The organism is Citrobacter amalonaticus (assembly GCF_018323885.1).
Taxonomy (GTDB): domain Bacteria; phylum Pseudomonadota; class Gammaproteobacteria; order Enterobacterales; family Enterobacteriaceae; genus Citrobacter_A; species Citrobacter_A amalonaticus.
Window position 1 is genome coordinate 609,434 of record NZ_AP024585.1, and the last position, 16,872, is coordinate 626,305.

17 protein-coding genes are annotated in these 16,872 nt (G+C 53.1%); 2 read left to right on the forward strand and 15 right to left on the reverse strand.

Features of this window, described 5'->3' with window-relative positions; all coding sequences use genetic code 11:
• Window positions 1-25: 25 nt before the first annotated feature.
• From agaB to kbaZ, 9 genes are all read right to left on the reverse strand, one after another.
• Window positions 26-502 carry a PTS galactosamine transporter subunit IIB gene (gene agaB, locus KI228_RS03010; RefSeq protein WP_042998261.1) on the reverse strand — a complete coding sequence of 159 codons (477 nt, stop codon included), beginning with the start codon at window positions 500-502 and terminating at the stop codon, window positions 26-28.
• A gap of 188 nt (window positions 503-690) precedes the next feature.
• A complete protein-coding gene (gene kbaY, locus KI228_RS03015) occupies window positions 691-1,566 on the reverse strand; it encodes a tagatose-bisphosphate aldolase subunit KbaY (protein WP_061070619.1) in 876 nt (291 codons plus the stop codon).
• Window positions 1,567-1,578: 12 nt separating this feature from the next.
• Window positions 1,579-2,733, reverse strand: a complete 1,155-nt coding sequence (locus KI228_RS03020) for an AgaS family sugar isomerase (protein WP_061070618.1) — start codon at window positions 2,731-2,733, stop codon at window positions 1,579-1,581.
• Window positions 2,734-3,028: 295 nt separating this feature from the next.
• The gene (nagA, locus tag KI228_RS03025; protein ID WP_141227379.1) at window positions 3,029-4,162 is read right to left on the reverse strand and encodes an N-acetylglucosamine-6-phosphate deacetylase; all 1,134 of its coding nucleotides are present in this window, start codon (window positions 4,160-4,162) and stop codon (window positions 3,029-3,031) included.
• The gene (agaF, locus tag KI228_RS03030) at window positions 4,159-4,593 is read right to left on the reverse strand and encodes a PTS galactosamine/N-acetylgalactosamine transporter subunit IIA (protein ID WP_042325173.1); all 435 of its coding nucleotides are present in this window, start codon (window positions 4,591-4,593) and stop codon (window positions 4,159-4,161) included. The genes nagA and agaF overlap by 4 nt, the downstream gene beginning before the upstream one ends.
• Window positions 4,594-4,609: 16 nt before the next feature.
• A complete protein-coding gene (gene agaE, locus KI228_RS03035) occupies window positions 4,610-5,488 on the reverse strand; it encodes a PTS N-acetylgalactosamine transporter subunit IID (RefSeq protein ID WP_044267503.1) in 879 nt (292 codons plus the stop codon).
• The gene (agaW, locus tag KI228_RS03040) at window positions 5,478-6,257 is read right to left on the reverse strand and encodes a PTS N-acetylgalactosamine transporter subunit IIC (RefSeq protein ID WP_042998256.1); all 780 of its coding nucleotides are present in this window, start codon (window positions 6,255-6,257) and stop codon (window positions 5,478-5,480) included. The genes agaE and agaW overlap by 11 nt, the downstream gene beginning before the upstream one ends.
• Before the next feature lie 10 nt (window positions 6,258-6,267).
• The gene (gene agaV / locus KI228_RS03045; RefSeq protein WP_042998255.1) at window positions 6,268-6,741 is read right to left on the reverse strand and encodes a PTS N-acetylgalactosamine transporter subunit IIB; all 474 of its coding nucleotides are present in this window, start codon (window positions 6,739-6,741) and stop codon (window positions 6,268-6,270) included.
• A gap of 19 nt (window positions 6,742-6,760) precedes the next feature.
• A complete protein-coding gene (gene kbaZ / locus KI228_RS03050) occupies window positions 6,761-8,086 on the reverse strand; it encodes a tagatose-bisphosphate aldolase subunit KbaZ (protein WP_044255870.1) in 1,326 nt (441 codons plus the stop codon).
• Between the two features lie 221 nt (window positions 8,087-8,307).
• Here kbaZ and KI228_RS03055 point away from each other — a divergent pair, with 221 nt between their 5' ends.
• Together KI228_RS03055 and agaR are read left to right on the forward strand one after the other, a co-directional pair.
• On the forward strand, window positions 8,308-9,123 hold the full coding sequence (locus KI228_RS03055) for a DeoR family transcriptional regulator (protein WP_042998254.1): 816 nt from the start codon (window positions 8,308-8,310) through the stop codon (window positions 9,121-9,123).
• A gap of 310 nt (window positions 9,124-9,433) precedes the next feature.
• Window positions 9,434-10,204: a transcriptional repressor AgaR gene (agaR, locus tag KI228_RS03060; protein ID WP_061070616.1), complete on the forward strand. Its 771-nt coding sequence runs from the start codon at window positions 9,434-9,436 to the stop codon at window positions 10,202-10,204.
• Window positions 10,205-10,243: 39 nt separating this feature from the next.
• Here agaR and KI228_RS03065 read toward each other — a convergent pair whose 3' ends face one another.
• The 6 genes from KI228_RS03065 to KI228_RS03090 form a co-directional block, all read right to left on the reverse strand.
• The gene (locus tag KI228_RS03065) at window positions 10,244-11,164 is read right to left on the reverse strand and encodes an ROK family protein (protein ID WP_141227380.1); all 921 of its coding nucleotides are present in this window, start codon (window positions 11,162-11,164) and stop codon (window positions 10,244-10,246) included.
• An 18-nt stretch (window positions 11,165-11,182) separates the two neighbouring features.
• Entirely contained in the window at window positions 11,183-12,439 is a 1,257-nt protein-coding gene (locus KI228_RS03070) for a Gfo/Idh/MocA family protein (protein WP_061070615.1), read from the reverse strand.
• Between the two features lie 105 nt (window positions 12,440-12,544).
• Window positions 12,545-13,657 (reverse strand): ABC transporter ATP-binding protein, encoded by a 1,113-nt coding sequence (locus KI228_RS03075; RefSeq protein ID WP_061070614.1) that lies wholly within the window; start codon window positions 13,655-13,657, stop codon window positions 12,545-12,547.
• Window positions 13,658-13,668: 11 nt separating this feature from the next.
• Window positions 13,669-14,493, reverse strand: coding sequence for a carbohydrate ABC transporter permease (locus tag KI228_RS03080; protein WP_080343276.1), 825 nt, complete (start codon window positions 14,491-14,493; stop codon window positions 13,669-13,671).
• 10 nt (window positions 14,494-14,503) lie between these two features.
• Window positions 14,504-15,448: a carbohydrate ABC transporter permease gene (locus KI228_RS03085; protein ID WP_061070613.1), complete on the reverse strand. Its 945-nt coding sequence runs from the start codon at window positions 15,446-15,448 to the stop codon at window positions 14,504-14,506.
• Window positions 15,449-15,528: 80 nt separating this feature from the next.
• Window positions 15,529-16,788, reverse strand: coding sequence for an ABC transporter substrate-binding protein (locus KI228_RS03090; protein WP_061070612.1), 1,260 nt, complete (start codon window positions 16,786-16,788; stop codon window positions 15,529-15,531).
• Window positions 16,789-16,872 lie beyond the last annotated feature (84 nt).

The following is a 16,872-nucleotide window of genomic DNA, read 5'->3' on the forward strand; positions in this document are numbered from 1 at the left end:
TACTATGAAAACGTTGGCTTGTTATTTACTCCGGGATCGCTTCTTTTTGATCGCCAGGGACATCCTGAATAAAAATGTTTACGCCATGTTTCTTAATGAACTGCAGATCATTAAGGTCCTGCTCATTGACATAAACTTTACTGCTGATCTGCTTTTTGCCTTCTGAGAAGTGCATATTGCCGACGTTCACGTCGTTAAGCGTGATACCGCCTTCGAGCAGCTTTCTGACTGTTTGCGGGGTGCGGCAAATCAGGAAGATCTTCTGATGCGGCGCTGCTTTACCGATGACATTGATAGTTTTTTCTATAGAGAAGAAGCGGATACCGAAACCGTAGGTTTCTGCGGTGATGCTCATTAATTTCTGCTGAATCTCATCCTGAGCGACATCATCATCCACGACGACCAGCAGATTGGCACCGATCGTTGATGTCCAGGTGACACCCACCTGACCATGCACCAGTCGGTTATCAATACGCGTTAACAGGATATTTGGACTGCTCATATTTAAATCCTCACCATAAAATAATTGAATGACTGAACTTGTTGAAATATATTATTCTTACCGTATCGCATTCATTAATTAATTCAGCGTGATGTAATCTCGTTATTCTCCTCCGCTATTTGGCCAGAAAGCGCTACCTGATATTAATCAGATAGCGCTTTTGTGTAGTGATGATAAAGCCGACTCGCTTACGATAACTCGTGGTCGACTAAAAGTTTATTGGCCGATCCACAGACATTGATTTTACTTCTCACGACTTCTTTCATTGCATCCATACCGACGCGCATGTAGTAGCGCGGATCGTTGCCCTGTGGGTTGTCGGCAAACCACGCTTTCACGGCATCGGCAAAGGCAATTTTCAGTTCAGTGGCGACGTTAACCTTACAGACGCCCAGTTCTATCGTGCGGCGCACGTAGTCGTCAGGCACATCGCTCGCGCCATGTAGCACCAGCGGAATATCTACCACTTCACGAATTTCAGCCAGACGCTGGAAATCGATTTTCGGCTTTTTGGTGTACAGGCCGTGCGCGGTACCGATGGCGACGGCAAGGCTGTCGACGCCGGTCAGCTCAACAAAGCGTTTGGCCTCCTGCGGATCGGTCAGAAAGGCGCTTTCTGCGTCAACGCTCATGTCATCTTCGACGCCACCCAGTCGCCCCAGCTCCGCTTCGACGCTGCAATCGCGGGCGTGGCAGAAATCCACCACCGATTTCACCAGCTTCACGTTTTCTTCAAACGGAAAATGGCTACCGTCGATCATGGCGCTGCGCACTCCGGCGTTCACTTTATGGCGAATGTCGTCCAGCGATTCATGATGATCGAGATGCAGCGCCAGCGGCATGCCGTAGGTGGTGGAGTAGGCGGTGCACAGCGCGTAAAGCTCTTCCAGCGCGATATGTTTAAAGGTGCCAGGCGTACCGGCGAGGATCACCGGTGATTGCATTTCGCTACACACTTCGAGGATCGCCTGGATCGTCTCGGCATTATGGATGTTGAAGGCCGGAACGGCGTAGCCTTTTGCCTGGGCATCCTGCAAGAGATACTTCGTGGAAATGATACTCATGATCGGATCCTCTTAAGCCTGCCACGGGTGAATAACGACGCCCTGCACCACGCGGTTGACCGTACCGCTGCGGGAAGGGGTATCCGGCGTATTACCGACTGCAATGGACTGGGTGAGCGCAAAGACCTGGGCATACATCAGGTAGCAGAACGCCAGTTCGGTATCGATGAAATGACGCGCAGACGGCAGCAAAATGTGCGGGCCGGCTTCGATAATGGAATCGCTTTCGGCTGCAATGGCAACAACGCGCATGGCCTGATCATCGCGACGCAGCTCTGCCAGCAGATCGAGATCGTACTGCCGGGTGTAAGGGTGGCTGGAGATATACACCACGATCAGCGTTTCGTTATCCACCAGTGATTTCGGTCCATGACGGAAACCGGTTGGAGAATCGTAAAATGCCGCCAGCTTACCGGCGGTCAGTTCCAGGACTTTCAGGGCCGATTCACGCGCGGCACCCTGCAATCCGCCGCTGCCGAGGTAGACGATCCGTTTCCAGTTTTCATTGCCAAACACGCCGTGGCTGAAATCACCTAGTGAGGACAGGATCGTCTGGCAGCGATCCGCGACGTCGCGGAAGGTCTGGCTGTTGATGAGTTTCGGTGCGAACACCGCCAGGCAACTGGCCATCATGGTGGTAATACTGCTGGTCATCGCAAAACCGCGATCGTGTGTTTCTGCCGGCATCAGCAGAGCAAAAGCGTTATCGCTTGCCACCGCGTTCTGGTACAGGCTGCCCGCTTCATTGCAGGTGATCGAAAGGTGATAGCACTCAGGGACGAACTGGTTTGCCAGTTCCACTGCGGCGACGCTTTCCGGGCTATTGCCGGAACGGGCAAACGAGACCAGCAGCAGCGGATGCGCCGGATTCAGATAATCCATCGGATTGGTGACCAGATCGGTGGTCGGAACGGCGCTGATGTTTTGCCCCGTGTGGCTGGCAAGCCAGGGAGAGATGATCTCGCCAATGAATGCCGAGGTACCTGCCCCGGTCAGCACGATCCGCAGATCGTCATTACGCAGTAGTGGCGCAAGAAAGTTGTCGATCGTGGTACGTATCGCGTCAATGTTCGTCAGCGATCGGATCCAACTGGCAGGCTGCTGGCGGATCTCTTCTTCAGTCCAGGTTCCGGTGGTTGCCGCTGCAGGGGTATAGGTTTCTGGCATATCGTAAGTCCTTAGTCTTGTGAATTCCACATCAGACGCTGGCAAAATGTCGCTATCTTTCGTTTCGTTTCACTTGTTCACATGATCGATTGATTAAAATCTATAGGAAAGAAATCGAAAGTTCAATGATGCGAAATGAAATAAAACGAAAAGTGTGATCGATTGTACGGAGAGCGTTTTTATCTTATTGATCTGTAATAATTCTCTCTGAAGGTTCTGAGGTGAGGGTTTTCTTAAGCGAAAGGAAAAGAAAGGCCTTACGATTCATGATCGAAGGCCCTGGAGAAAAAAAGGGTCAAAGGGGGAGGCGCTGACCCTGAATCCAGATCTGTTGTAAATGCAGTCCGCCATTGAGAGCGATCATGTTGGCACGTTTGCCCACGGCTAACGATCCTAAGTGGCTGTCGATCCCCAGCAGTTGCGCTGGATGGAGCGAGGCCATATGGATCGCCTCCTCAGGGGCAATTCCTGTCAGTTCAACCATATTGCGCACTGCCGCATCTACCGACAACGTACTGCCTGCCAGGCTACCCGATGCGGTTCGCACGATTCCGCCGTGCATGTCGACCTTTTCACCGCACAGCGTGTAGTTTCCGTCGGGCATACCGGCGGCCTGCATCGCATCGGTGATCAGCACCAGCCTCTCTTTGGCACAGCAGCAACAGAGCTTCATGGCGGCCGGATGGACGTGGTGCCCGTCGGCGATGAGCTCCAGCCACGCGCGTGGATCGGTGAGTCCTGCGCCAACCATTCCTGGTTCACGGTGATGGAGTCCGGTCATACCGTTGTAGCAGTGCACAAGTCCGCTCGCGCCTGCGTCAAAGGCGGCCTGGGTTTGCGCCCAACTTGCCGCGCTATGCCCCAGCATCACCCGTATACCCTGTTGCCTGAGATGGTGAATCGCCTGCAAGGCGCCCGGTTTTTCCGGTGCCAGCGCCACCACCCGCAGGGTCTGTCGTGACATGGCGACCAGCTCATCAAGTTCCGTGAGGTCCAGCTCGCGAAACAGCTCCGGGGGATGGGCACCTTTATTCTGCGGCGTGAAGTAGGGCCCTTCCAGATAACTTCCGAGCACCTGGGCGCCAGGCCCGCCGGAATAACAGCGTTGAGCGATGCGCTCCAGCGCTCGGTGAATCGTCTTCAGCGGCGCGGTGACGGTGGTGGGGAGCCAACTGGCAACCCCTTCACGCGCTTTGTGCATCGCCAGCTTGTCCAGTGCGTCCGGTTCATCGTCCATCACATCGCCCCCCGCGCCACCGTGGACGTGGGTGTCGATATAGGCGGGACACAGTAGCTCGGCGTCGCGCACGGTGATACCCGGAGCAATCGGCTCGATGGCCGTGATGATGCCTTCTTCAACGCGCAACTGATGATCGTCCAGCCAGCCCTGCTCGGTGAGCAGGCGTCTGGCACGCAAAACCTGCGTCATATTCCTTCCTCGATGGGGTGCTCCTCGCGACAACGCCCCAGCTCATCGACCAGGCTGGTCAGGCCGCGATGCCCGCACTCCAGCGCCTGCACACGAAATGCTTCGCTGCTGAGTCCTTCGCGATCCAGCACCATCTCCAGCAGCAATTGCAGGTTGGTGCCAGTGATCACTTCCCGGCCTGGTTTCAGCATCGCCAGCGTAGAGGCGACGCGAAACGGCGTGCCGCCAAGCAGGTCGGTCAGGAAAACGATATCTTCCTCGCCGTCCAGTTGTTCAATCGCCTGCTCAAGCTGCGAGGTGAGCAGCGCAGTGGTGGAGGTTTCCGGAAAGTCGATGGCGATAAACTGCGACTGCTCGCCGAGGATCTGTTTCATCGCTTTTTCCATACCGCTGGCAAACCCACCGTGCCCCGTCAAAATAATACCTAACATCGAAGACCTCTTTGCTTTACAGGAAGTGACAGAACTTGCCGACGACGCCCAGTACCACGGTGATACCGATGAGGCGCAGCGGACTCCAGCCGCGACGGACTAACCAGAACATCGTCAGGGTATAGACCAGCGGTAAAAAAGCGGGCATCAGTTTGTCGATAACGTCTGCCTGGAGCTTAACGACCGCATCACCCGCCTTGATTTCGAGCGTGGTATTCAGACGCACATAGGTCGCCACGAGTGCGCCAATGACCGTCATCCCGACGATAGACGCCGCGTGGCCCACTTTCTTCGTATTGGCCTTGATGAGCGGAATGGCGGCGACCCCCATACGATAAGCATAGTGCGCCAGGCCAAAACGCAGACCCAGATGCACCACGTTAAATAACACAATAAAGACCACTGCGCCGAGGATGGAGCCCTGCAAGGCCAGACTGGCCCCAATGCCGCCGCAAATAGGCAACAGCGTCAGCCAGAACATCGCATCGCCAATCCCACCGAGCGGTGCGCCAACGGCAATTTTGGTGCTCTGAATGCTGTTAACGTCCTGTTTTGAGCGCTCCATCGCCAGAATGATGCCAATGACAAACGTCACCAGGAAGGGGTGGGTATTGAAGAAACCCATGTGGCCTTTCATGGCGCGCGCCAGATCGCGTTTATTGGTGTGGATCTTTTTCAGCGCAGGCAGCAGCCCGTACAGCCACCCGGAAGCCTGCATACGTTCGTAGTTAAACGACGCCTGCAACAGCATGGAACGCCAGGCCACCCGGTTGATATCTTTTTTGGTCAGCTCTGCGCCAATACTCTGATCTTCATAGATGTTTTCGTTTACGCCGGAAAGTAGCGTTTCGTCGCTGTCGGAAACAGTCGGAAGCGTTTGTTGATTAGATGCCATCTTCGAATTCCTCTTTCTGGGCCGCAGATTGCGTCGGTTCTGGAGATTTACGCAGCAGGTCGATCAGCGCCATGGCCAGTGCCGCAGCGGCGATCGCCAGTACCGGCAGTTTGAGCCAGGCGGCTCCCACGAAGCCGATGATAAAGTAAGGGATATAGACGTTTTTCATCATGATTTTCAGCAGTACGGCAAAGCCGATGGCTGGCATGATGCCGCCTGCGACGCCGAGACCGTCAATCAGCCGTTCCGGCAGAACATCAATGGCCGTTTTCGCGTGCTCTGCACCGAAGTAAATCGGCAGAAACGCACACAGAAAATAGAAAATCCCCAGTGCCAGTAACGCCAGATAGTTGACCCGTTCAATACCGGCGGTGTCGGCATTCGCCGCCATGCGATCGCAGCGGGACATCACCCCGGACATCACGGAGAACAGGAACGTAATCCCCATCTGCACCGCCACGGCAAACGGCACGGCGACGCCCACGGCGACATCCGGTTTCACCCCAGTTGTAATGGCGAACGTCGTACCCACGATAGTGCCGATAATGACGTTTGGCGGTTGCGCGCCTGCCAGCGGTGCGAGTCCCATCCACACCAGTTCCAGCGTACCGCCGGTTAAAATACCGGTATGCAGATCGCCCAGAATCAGGCCGACCAGCGGCCCAAGCACCACCGGGCGGTGCATGTGTGTTAATCCGTTGAACATATCCAGGCCGGCAATAAAGGCGAGGATACCTAATGCAAAAGCCTGTAACAGACTAATTTCCATGGTGAAGGCCTCAGATGAGTTTAAAGAGATCCTGCGCAGGTTCTGTCGGAACGCCCTGAACAAAGCATTCCACCCCGGCGGCTTTCAGGCCGTTAAACGCCGCAATATCGGTCGAGTCGACAGAGACCGTTTTGGCAATCTGTTGTTTGCCATTGGCGTAGTGCATATTGCCGACGTTGATGCGTGTAACAGGCACCCCACCTTCGACCAGTTTGAGGAAATCGGTGGGGGATTTACAGACCAGCAAAATCTTCTGCCGGTCGGCGGCGCGGTGAATGTTGTCGATCACTTTTTGCAGCGACCAGAAGCGCACGGCGATCCCTTCTGCCAGCACCATCTCCATCAGGTTCTGTTGCACAGTGTCTTCTGCCACCTCATCGTTGGCGACCAGGACCAGATTTGCCCCCGCAAATCCGACCCACTGCACCCCGACCTGACCATGAATGAGTCTTTCGTCGATACGGCTGAGTACAATATTTGGCATAGCGTGTTCCTCTTTTTTGTTATCCGTTTTGGGACGTTACGCCCTGGCAGGCGGCATGGTACTGCTGCAGTATGTCCTGAATATGGTTGATGATGAGTTCTCGCGGTGTGGCATTGAGATCTCCCTCGCGCACTTTCACGTACTGCAAAGGTAAATACTGGCTAATGAGCGGCAGGGGAATCGGCTCATCCGCCAGATTGCGCACCAGTCGTTCAAACGCCTCATCAATCTGGCTGTCTGGCCAGTAGTAACGAACACGATCGGAATAGCTGTAGCCCCGCGCCAGACGGCGGGTATTGCCATCGCCGTGGTAGTGGCTCTGCCAGTATTCCGGACGATCGAGCATGACGCTCTCAAGGACATGACGCAGGTCGGAACAGGCTTTTGCCGGGAGTAACTCTTCTTCAATGGCGGCCAGCGAGAACAGCGCTTCGCGCAGGGCGAAGGTCAGGGCCGGGCCGACTTTCAGGATGGCAAAGTGATCTTTCACTAACTGGCGCAGCGACTGCGGCGTCTGGTAGTCCGTGGAGTGCGCCTCAAAAACCAGCGTGTCATACGCTTCCACCATCTTGCTTAACGCGACGGCTTTTTGTGGTTGATAATCAATGATGTGGGTATGGTCGAACTCAACGCCGGGTTGTACCACCAGCGCGATGATACGGGGCCAGATGGCATTGAGTCCCTGCTTTTCAAAGGCGTGACGATGGGCTTCCAGTGTCGCTCGTGCGGCCTCAGGCGTGGTGACAGCCAGTTCGGTGAGCGTCTCATGGGCTCCGCCCGGTACCGGCACTTCAGTGCCAATCACATAAACCAGATCAGACTCGCCAAAATGAGCAATGCAGGTCTCTTCGGCAATCTTCGCCAGGCGCGCGGCACGTTCCGCGACGATGGCATCGGTCAATGGCACGGGATCGCCCTGGCAGGACATGCTGCAATCAAGGTGGATTTTTTTGAATCCGGCGGCGACATAGCTTCTGATCAGTTCGTCGGCATTGGTCATTGCCGGTTCTGCGGCCAGGTTTTGCCAACGATTAGGGCCGAGGTGGTCGCCCCCCAGAATCAGTTGCTCCTGAGGGAAATTAAGTGAGTCGGCCAATTGGCAGACAAAATGGCGAAAATCGGCTGGGGTCATGCCCGTGTAACCGCCAAACTGGTCAACCTGATTTGAGGTTGCTTCAATCAGCAGCGGCGAGTGATTTGCCTGTGCGTAACGTATTGCGGATTCCAGCACCAACGGATGCGCGGAACAAACGGCGTAAATTCCGTTTGTCTTACCTCGTTTATGCTGTTCCACCATATCAGTCAGATGTTTCACTTTCCTCTCCAGGTCAGATAACTGCGACATACAATCTTTCGTTTTGTTTCACTTGATACTGCATCATGGTCTTATAAAAATAAAACGAAAGATAATAGTTTTCCGATCTGTTTCACAAAAGAAACATAATGAAAGCATTCAGCGGGGTTTTTTGCCCTTCAGGTCGACTTTTTTCGGCTTGCATTCCGATAAAAGAAAGGCGTTAATAGGCGAAACGAAATGAAACGAAAGAATTAGCCAAAGGATTTCTTATGAGCAATACCGATGCTTCTGGAGACAAGCGGGTGTCAGGCACCAGCGAAAGGCGTGAGCAAATTATCCAGCGGTTGCGGCAGCAAGGAAGCGTACAGGTGAACGATCTTTCGGGATTGTTTGGCGTTTCCACGGTGACGATCCGCAACGATCTGGCGTTCCTGGAAAAGCAGGGGATCGCCGTTCGCGCCTATGGCGGCGCATTGATTTGCGACAGTAATACGCCAGGTGCGGAGCCTTCCGTCGAAGATAAAAGCTCACTGAACACGGCGGTGAAACGCAGTATCGCCAAAGCGGCCGTGGAGTTGATCAAACCGGGTCACCGCGTGATCCTGGACTCCGGTACCACGACCTATGAGATTGCGCGCCTGATGCGTCAGCATAGCGATGTGATTGCAATGACCAACGGGATGAACGTCGCCAATGCCTTACTGGAAGCAGACGGCGTGGAATTGTTGATGACCGGTGGTCATCTGCGTCGTCAGTCGCAGTCATTTTATGGCGACCAGGCCGAGCAGTCGTTGCAGAATTATCACTTCGATATGCTGTTTCTGGGCGTCGACGCCATTGATTTAGAGCGAGGCGTCAGTACTCATAACGAAGACGAAGCCCGGCTAAATCGCCGGATGTGTGAAGTGGCGGAACGGATTATCGTGGTCACTGACTCCAGTAAATTTAACCGCTCGAGCCTGCATAAAATTATTGATACCCAACGTATTCACACCATCATCGTCGATGAAGGCATCCCGGAAGAGAGCCTGAAGGAGTTTCATCGCAGTGGCGTTGAGGTCATTATCGTCCAGGCGGCGTCGTGAAAATCACAAAAATGTGATGTCCTTCAATTAAGCAAAAAGAAAAATGTCAGCGGGTTTTTGCCGAACCCGCTTTCGTTTTTTCACTGATTTTTCGTCTCCTTCTCCCGCTCACCTGTCCTGCACGCTTTTCGATGTTTCGCATTTTTCATTTTCGGTTTAGATAAAACGAAAGAAAAACAGGCTTTTTTGCCAAAATCCGCGCTGCGGACGCGTTCACAAATTCGCCTTAAGTCTTCTGATTTAATATATTAAAAAGAAAACGAAAGCGATAAATCGCTAAAACATAACAATATGCAATGGAGCAAAAGCAATGCTGGATAACTTAAGACGTCGCGAGCAAATCATCGATCTGTTATGCGATCAAGGTAGTGTTCGTGTCGAACCCCTGAGCGTGCATTTCGGCGTCTCAAGCGTCACTATCCGCAATGACTTACGTTATCTCGAGCAGAAAGGCTGCGTCATGCGTTCTTATGGCGGCGCCGTATTAAATCAACACTTTGCCCTCGATCGCCCCTTACAGGACAAAGACCGGCTGAACCGCGATGTGAAATCGCGGATTGCCGAAAAAGCGGCCAGTTTTGTGAAAGATGGCGACACGTTGATTCTCGATTCTGGCTCGACCACCACGCTTATTCCTCCGTTGCTTAAAAGTCGTCGCGATCTGGTGGTGATGACCAATGCGCTGAACATTGCCTGGGAACTCGCCAATTTTGAACGGGTGGATGTCATGATATTAGGGGGAAATGTCAGGCAAAGCGTTTACTCGCTGTATGGTCCTTCAGCGGAACATCAGCTCAGACAGTATCGGTTTGATAAGCTCTTTTTGGGCGTTGATGGATTTTGTCTGGAAGACGGGATCACCACGCCGCATCCAGGGGAAGCGCACCTTAACCAGGTGATGTGTCAGGTAGCGCAGGAGGTTACGGTCGTCGCGGATTCCAGCAAGTTCGGCCGCAAAAGTTTTTGCATGATCAGTGAAATCAGCGGTATTGACCGGGTGATTACCGACAGTGGTATTCCGGAGCATTATCATCAGGCGCTCAGCCAGATGGGGGTGGATGTCGTTATCGTGGATGAATAAGAGAGAACGCCGGCAAAAGCGTGTTTTGCCGGCGATCGCTTAGTGCATCAGTGCATCCTGTTCGACCAGCAGCAGGGCGGCACCGCGTACGCCGCTGGATGCGCCATGCACGGCCGGGAAGACATTCGCGGGGGCGAGCCCCGGGAAGAGATAGCGCGACATGGCGCCGGGCAGTAAGGTGTAAATTTCCTCAATGTTAGAGACGCCGCCGCCCAGAACAAAGGCGTCGACATCCAGAATGAGCTGCAACTGCGCCAGCGTACAGCCCAGCATATCAATCCACGCCTCAACCGTGGCGACGGCGCTGGCGTTGCCATGACGGTAATTTCCCAGCAGCGTCTCCATTTTGAGCTGTTCCCCGCTAAAGTGCTTATGCAGCCAGAGTAAACCGGGGCCGGACTGGTAGCGCTCCAGACAGCCCTGTAAGCCGCAGCCGCACGTGATCTCCGGCAGGTTATAACGGCGCATAAAGGTGGCGGGCAGCGGTAAATGCCCAAACTCGCTGGCCATCCGGTTGCGCCCACGATAGAGCTGCCCGTCGATCACCAGTCCTCCGCCCATGCCGGTGCCAATAATGGCGCCAAAGATTCGCGAGAACTGACGGGCCTGCTGGGTATGCGCCTCCGACAGCGCGAAGCAGCAGCAGTCATTGTCCAGGGCCACCGAGCGGTTGAGTCGGTGCGCCAGATCGTCCATCACCTGCCGTCCGGTCAGACAGGGGACGTTCGACGACAGCAGCTTTCCGGTATGTCTGTCCATCAATCCAGGCATGCCAATGCCGATTTTGCCCTGCATTCCCGTAGCCCAGCCGGCGGTATCGATGAGCGAGGTAAAGGTCGAGAGAAAGAGTTCGTAATCCTGAACCGGCGTGGCTACGCGCTTGCGCCAGCAAACCTGCATTTCCTTATCAAAGGCGACAATTTCAGTTTTTGTGCCGCCAATATCAACACCGTAAAACATGCCACATCTCCTCGAATTTCACAGTGTAACCAGACAGTTTTCCTTGCGAGCGCGCTCTGCGGCAAAGACCATTAAGTGACTTTCCAGCGATTCATCCGGGCCGGAGAGAATCATACTTTGATCGCCCGCCATCACGGCGTGAATAAAGCGATCCATCAGATAGTAATCCCCGCCGCCGTGGCCTCCCATTTGGGTCTGCGTGCCTGCGGCGATCTCGTCGATCGTGTAGAGCGTCTCGCTGTCCGTCAGAAAATCAAACACCCGGATCTGCTCGCCATCGCCCTCGAGATAGCCTTTCGTACCGAAAAGACGCGTCTTTCGATCTTCCATACGGGTAAAGGCGGTCATGGTGAACGTCACGGTTTGCTGATGCGCGAAACGCAAGTTGACCACCTGATGATCCACTACGTCGTTATCACAGCGATAAACGCAGCGGCCATACGGACCTTCGCGCAGCGCCTGACGGACATTTTCCTCGGTGGGATCCGCCGTCAGCACGCGACGGAAATGTGGCGTGCATTTGTGATCCTCGCCGAGATAAATTTTGCAGGCTGACCAGGGGCAGCTCGCCTCAACCTGGCAATCCAGGCAGCGGTCGGCGGCACCCTCCGGCTGGTTCTCCTTTACGAAATGACTCAGGTTGCCAAATGAGGTCACATCCTGACAGCGATCGCCCATGATGTAGCGGATCCAGTCCATATCGTGGCAGGATTTCTGTAACAGCATAAACGACGATTCCGCTTCGTTACGCCAGTTGCCGCGAACGAAAGAGTGCGCCTGGTGCCAGTAACCCACCGGCTCAAGATGCTGCATGCTGACGATATCGCCAATCACCCCGCTGTCGAGCAGGGACTTGAGTTTTTGCGTATAGCGGGTGTAGCGCAGAACGTGGGCGACACCCAATAAGACGTTGTTGCGCTTCACCGCAGCGATGATGGTGCGGCACTCTTCCGGCGTGGGAGCGATCGGTTTTTCCAGCAAAATATGATAGCCGAGGTCGGCAAACGCGACGGCAGGCTCTTTGTGCATCGTATCCTGAGTACAAATCAGTACGACATCTGCCATTCGTGGGCGGGCCGCCGCCTCTTTCCAGTCGCGAAAGATGTTTTCCTGCTCAATTTGATGCTGAGCGACAAACTGTTGGCGATACGCCTCTCTGGGTTCCGCCACGCCGACCACCTGCATGCGGTCCGGATGCTCAAGCGCGTAGCGAGAATAGATTTCGCCGCGCGCGCCTGCGCCCACCACTAACACGGTCACTTTCTTTGCACACATATAAGCCTCTCATTTTGCCCTTGCCTGCGTTCGCGTTGTTCTGCGCGGCGGGGCATTAAAAAAACAAACTGGAATTGCTTGCACCTGATGATGACGTTCGCGATTTCAGGCACTGGCTAAATTTTCTTCATTCTGCTTATCGAATAAAAAGGCGGCTTCAAGATTGAATTTCACCCTGATCGATTCGCCGGGCAGCGGACTCCAGTCCGGTGACGAATTGACTCGCAGGATCATTTGCTGTGCGCCGATATCGAAATGCAGGAGATCTTCATTGCCCATTCTTTCCACGTTGGTGATCCGGGCGTCGAAAGCCGCAGGATCGTTGTGCTGCGCCAACTGAATCGCCTCCGGACGAATGCCAAACCAGACGCTGTCGTGCGGATAATCCGTCAGTTGGGAGATAAGTCGTGCGGTTAAGGGCAAGGTCAGCGCGTCATTCAGACGCAGTCCGTGCGTGTGCGGGTCGAGCCCCAGAAGATGGATATTCATTGCCGGGTTACCAATGAAACCCGCCACGAATTTATTCTTTGGCTGATGGTAGATATTGCCCGGCGTGTCGACCTGCATGATCCGTCCACCGTTGAGCACGCAAATGCGGTCACCCATGGTCATCGCTTCAATCTGATCGTGTGTGACATACACCATTGTCGCGTTCACGCCTTCGTGACGCAGTTGGCGGTGAAGTTCCGTCAGGCGCACGCGCATTGACACGCGCAGTTTGGCGTCGAGATTGGACAACGGCTCATCAAACAAAAACACCTCAGGCTTACGCACAATGGCTCTGCCGACGGCAACGCGCTGGCACTGACCCCCTGAAAGTTGACCCGGTTTTTTGTCGAGTAGCGTTTCGATTTCCAGTTTGCGCGCGGCTTCCCGCACACGAACATCTATCTCCTGCTTGTTCATTTTGCCCTGCAGGCTGAAGGCCATATTTTTGTAGATCGTCATGTGGGGATAGAGGGCGTAGTTTTGAAAAACCATCGCCACGCCACGTTCTTTTGGCAGCAAGTCGTTAACGCACCGTTCGCCAATGGAAATATGACCATGAGTAATCTCTTCCAGACCGGCGATCATGCGCAGTAACGTTGATTTGGCGCAGCCGGATGGCCCGACAAAAACCATAAATTCGCCATCGTGAATTTCAAGGTCAACGCCATGAATCGCCTGAAAGCCATTCGGATAGATTTTGCCTACTGACTGTAATTGAATGCCTGACATAATAATGCCCCTTATCCTTTAATTCCGGCACCGGCGATGCCACGAATGAAATAGCGCTGGAAGAAGATATAAAGTAACAACATGGGGATAATCGCGAGCAACGCTCCCGCCATGAGCATGGGATACTCCACCCCGGCGCGACCGGAGAGCGAGGCCAGACCCACCGGCAGCGTCATTTTGTCCATTGAGGTATTGACGATGAGCGGCCACATTAAGTTATTCCAGCTCCACAACCCGTTAATAATGACGCAGGCGATAAGTCCCGGTTTAATCAGCGGCAGCATGATTTTGAAAAAGATCGTTAAATGGTTATAACCATCCATAATGGCCGCTTCTTCCAGCTCTTTCGGTACGGAAAGAAAAAACTGGCGCAATAAAAAGGCGCTATAAATACTGAATAATCCCGGCAGCACCAGGCCTGGAATGGAGTTCAGCAGACCTATTTTCTCGATCGTTAAAAACTGCGGGATCAAAAAGATCTGTCCGGGAACCATCAGAATCGAAATGCAGAGCATAAAGAGGAGATCGCGCCCTTTAAAACGCAGGCGGGAGAAACCATACGCCGCCATCGCGGCAATCAGCGTCTGTAAGATGACGATAACCAGCGTGGAAACGATCGAGTTAAAATAAAAGCTACCAAACGGCATCTCATGCAAGATTTTATCGTACGCCTGAAACCCCGGATTGGCGGGCAGCAGGATCGGCGGAAAGGCAATACTTTCCGCCTGGGTTTTAAACGAGGTGATGATCATCCAGAGAAAGGGAACCACCGTGACCAGCGTCGCCAGGATCATCAGGCCATAAATCAGCCATTTTTCACGTTTTGTCATGAACATAGTGGTTGCCTTACTGTGCTTTAAGCCGTTTGCCTATCCATATCTGCAGCAGGGTCAGTACCATCGTGATAACGAAAATCACCACGGCAATCGCGGAGGCGTACCCTTTTTCATGGTAGATAAAGGCGTATTTATAAAAGAGATAAGCGATGGTCATGGTCTGATCGTCCACCATGGAAGAACTGCCAAACAGCAGATACACCACATCGAATATTTGCAGCGTTTCGATAAACGAGATCACCAGAACGAAGAACAGCGTCGGGATCATTAGCGGCAGGGTAATTGACCAGAAGCCGCGCAGTTTACTGATGCCATCCAGAGACATGGCTTCATAAATCTGCTTCGGGATCCCCTGCAAGCCGGCGAGCAGAATGATCATCTTCAGAGCGATAGCCGACCAGATAATAACCAGTGAGGCGCTCAGACGGACAATATCCGGATCGGATAACCAACCAATGGCGGGAATATCGAAATAAGCCAGGATCTGATTGAGTAAACCGAAATTACGGTTCATCAACCACTGCCAGACCATCGCAATGGCGGCAGGCATCGTAACGGCCGGAAGAAATAACAGCGTACGGAACAGCCACTGACCGCGAATCGCCTGGTTTAAACCAATCGCCAGCAGTAAAGACAGGACCGTGATCACCGGCACACAAATAAAAACATAGGCCAGCGTATTCACTATCGCCGAACGGAATTCATCATCGCTGAATAAATTAATGTAATTATCCAGATTGATTGTCGTCCAGATCTGAAACTCGCCCAGATCGGTAAAACTGTAAAATACGTTCTGGAAGAACGGCGTAAAGTAAAAAATAACTAATCCTGCCAACAGCGGCAGAATCATTATCCACCCCCAGAAACGTTCTTCTTTTTCCAGTCGGGTCAGGGATTTTTTATGGGGTTCCTTGGCCGATAACGGCGGGGATGCCGCTTCATCTGAATAGCTCATACAGACTCCGGGATGCTCACTTTACAAACAATAAATGGGTTAACGCAGGAGAGGTGAGAGGGAGCAAGGCTCCCTCACGATTATTTCTGCATTTCACGCTCAACGCGTTTTGCGACACCCGGCATAACCTGTTGCGGATCATTTCCCATCCAGACTTTTTTCAGCCCGTCGTTGAGAATGCTATTCCATTTCGCGGTATTGGATCCGGCAGTGGGATATTTATGAGAAAATGCCAGTGAATCGATATAGGCGGAAACATCAACATCCTTAAAGCCTTCCGCCCACGCTTTGGCGACTTTCTGATTGGCCGGAATCACCACTTTGCCCGCCGCCAGCGTTTGCTGCGCATGTTCTGAACTCATAAATTCAATGAATTTCCAGGCGGCCTCTTTATGCTGGCTTTTGGCCGACATGGCGAATGCCAGGCTATGAGAGACGCCAGCCTGTTCTGCCATTTTGGGCATCGGGACTACGCCGACATGATCGTTAATCAGTTCGTTCTGCGAGAACGGCAGCGCCCACCAGGAGCCCGCGTAGATCATCGCCACTCGGTTGGACTGGAAGACGTCGGCGGCTTTCATTTCGCCTGGCGGCTGGAGCAATCCTGCCTTCAGCATTCCCTGAACGTCGCGATACATGGCGATCGCGTTGTCGCTGGCAACGTCCGTTTTACCCTCTGGCAGGACAATCTGAGTGCCGGCCTGGAGCAGCAGGTTAAAGTAACTGTCCTGACCGCTGCCGAGATCCATCGCCAACGGATAAGAATGCTGATCCAGATTTTTACGTAACTGTTCCGATTTCTGTTTTAAATCGTCCCACGTCCAGTTTTTATCGGGATAGGTTACGCCAGCCTGATCAAACATTTTTTTGTTATACCACACGGCAATCGCGTCGATATCACGTGGAATAGCGTATTGCGCAGACTGGTACTGATAAGCATCGACAGAGCTTTTCACGAAATCATCAAGATTTGGTGATGATTTGTCTTTTAAATAAGGGGTCAGTGGTTCCAGCATGCCATTTTTAACGTACTGCTGAAAATTCGGCATATTCATCCAGAATACATCCGGCGCCACATTTCCTCCGACCGCTGAACTGAGTTTTATGAAATATTGATCATAGGGCGTTAGTTCAATTTCAACTTTCACACCGGGATTGTTTTTTTCAAACTCATTAACCAGTTGCTGTTCGCCGGGAAGTTGATTTCGATCCCATAGCGTATAGCGTAATTTAACGGGTTTATCTGTCGTCTGGCCTTCTGCACTGGCAACCGCCGGCGCGGCCAGTAAACAGGAAAAAAGGCATGCCAGGGCGACATTATTTTTATTCAAGGTATACATAACTTCCCTCTTTATTCGGGTCAGAATGTCGGTGAGGTAAATTACAGAAGCCATTGAATCTTGTGTTTAACAAAGGGGAAAGTC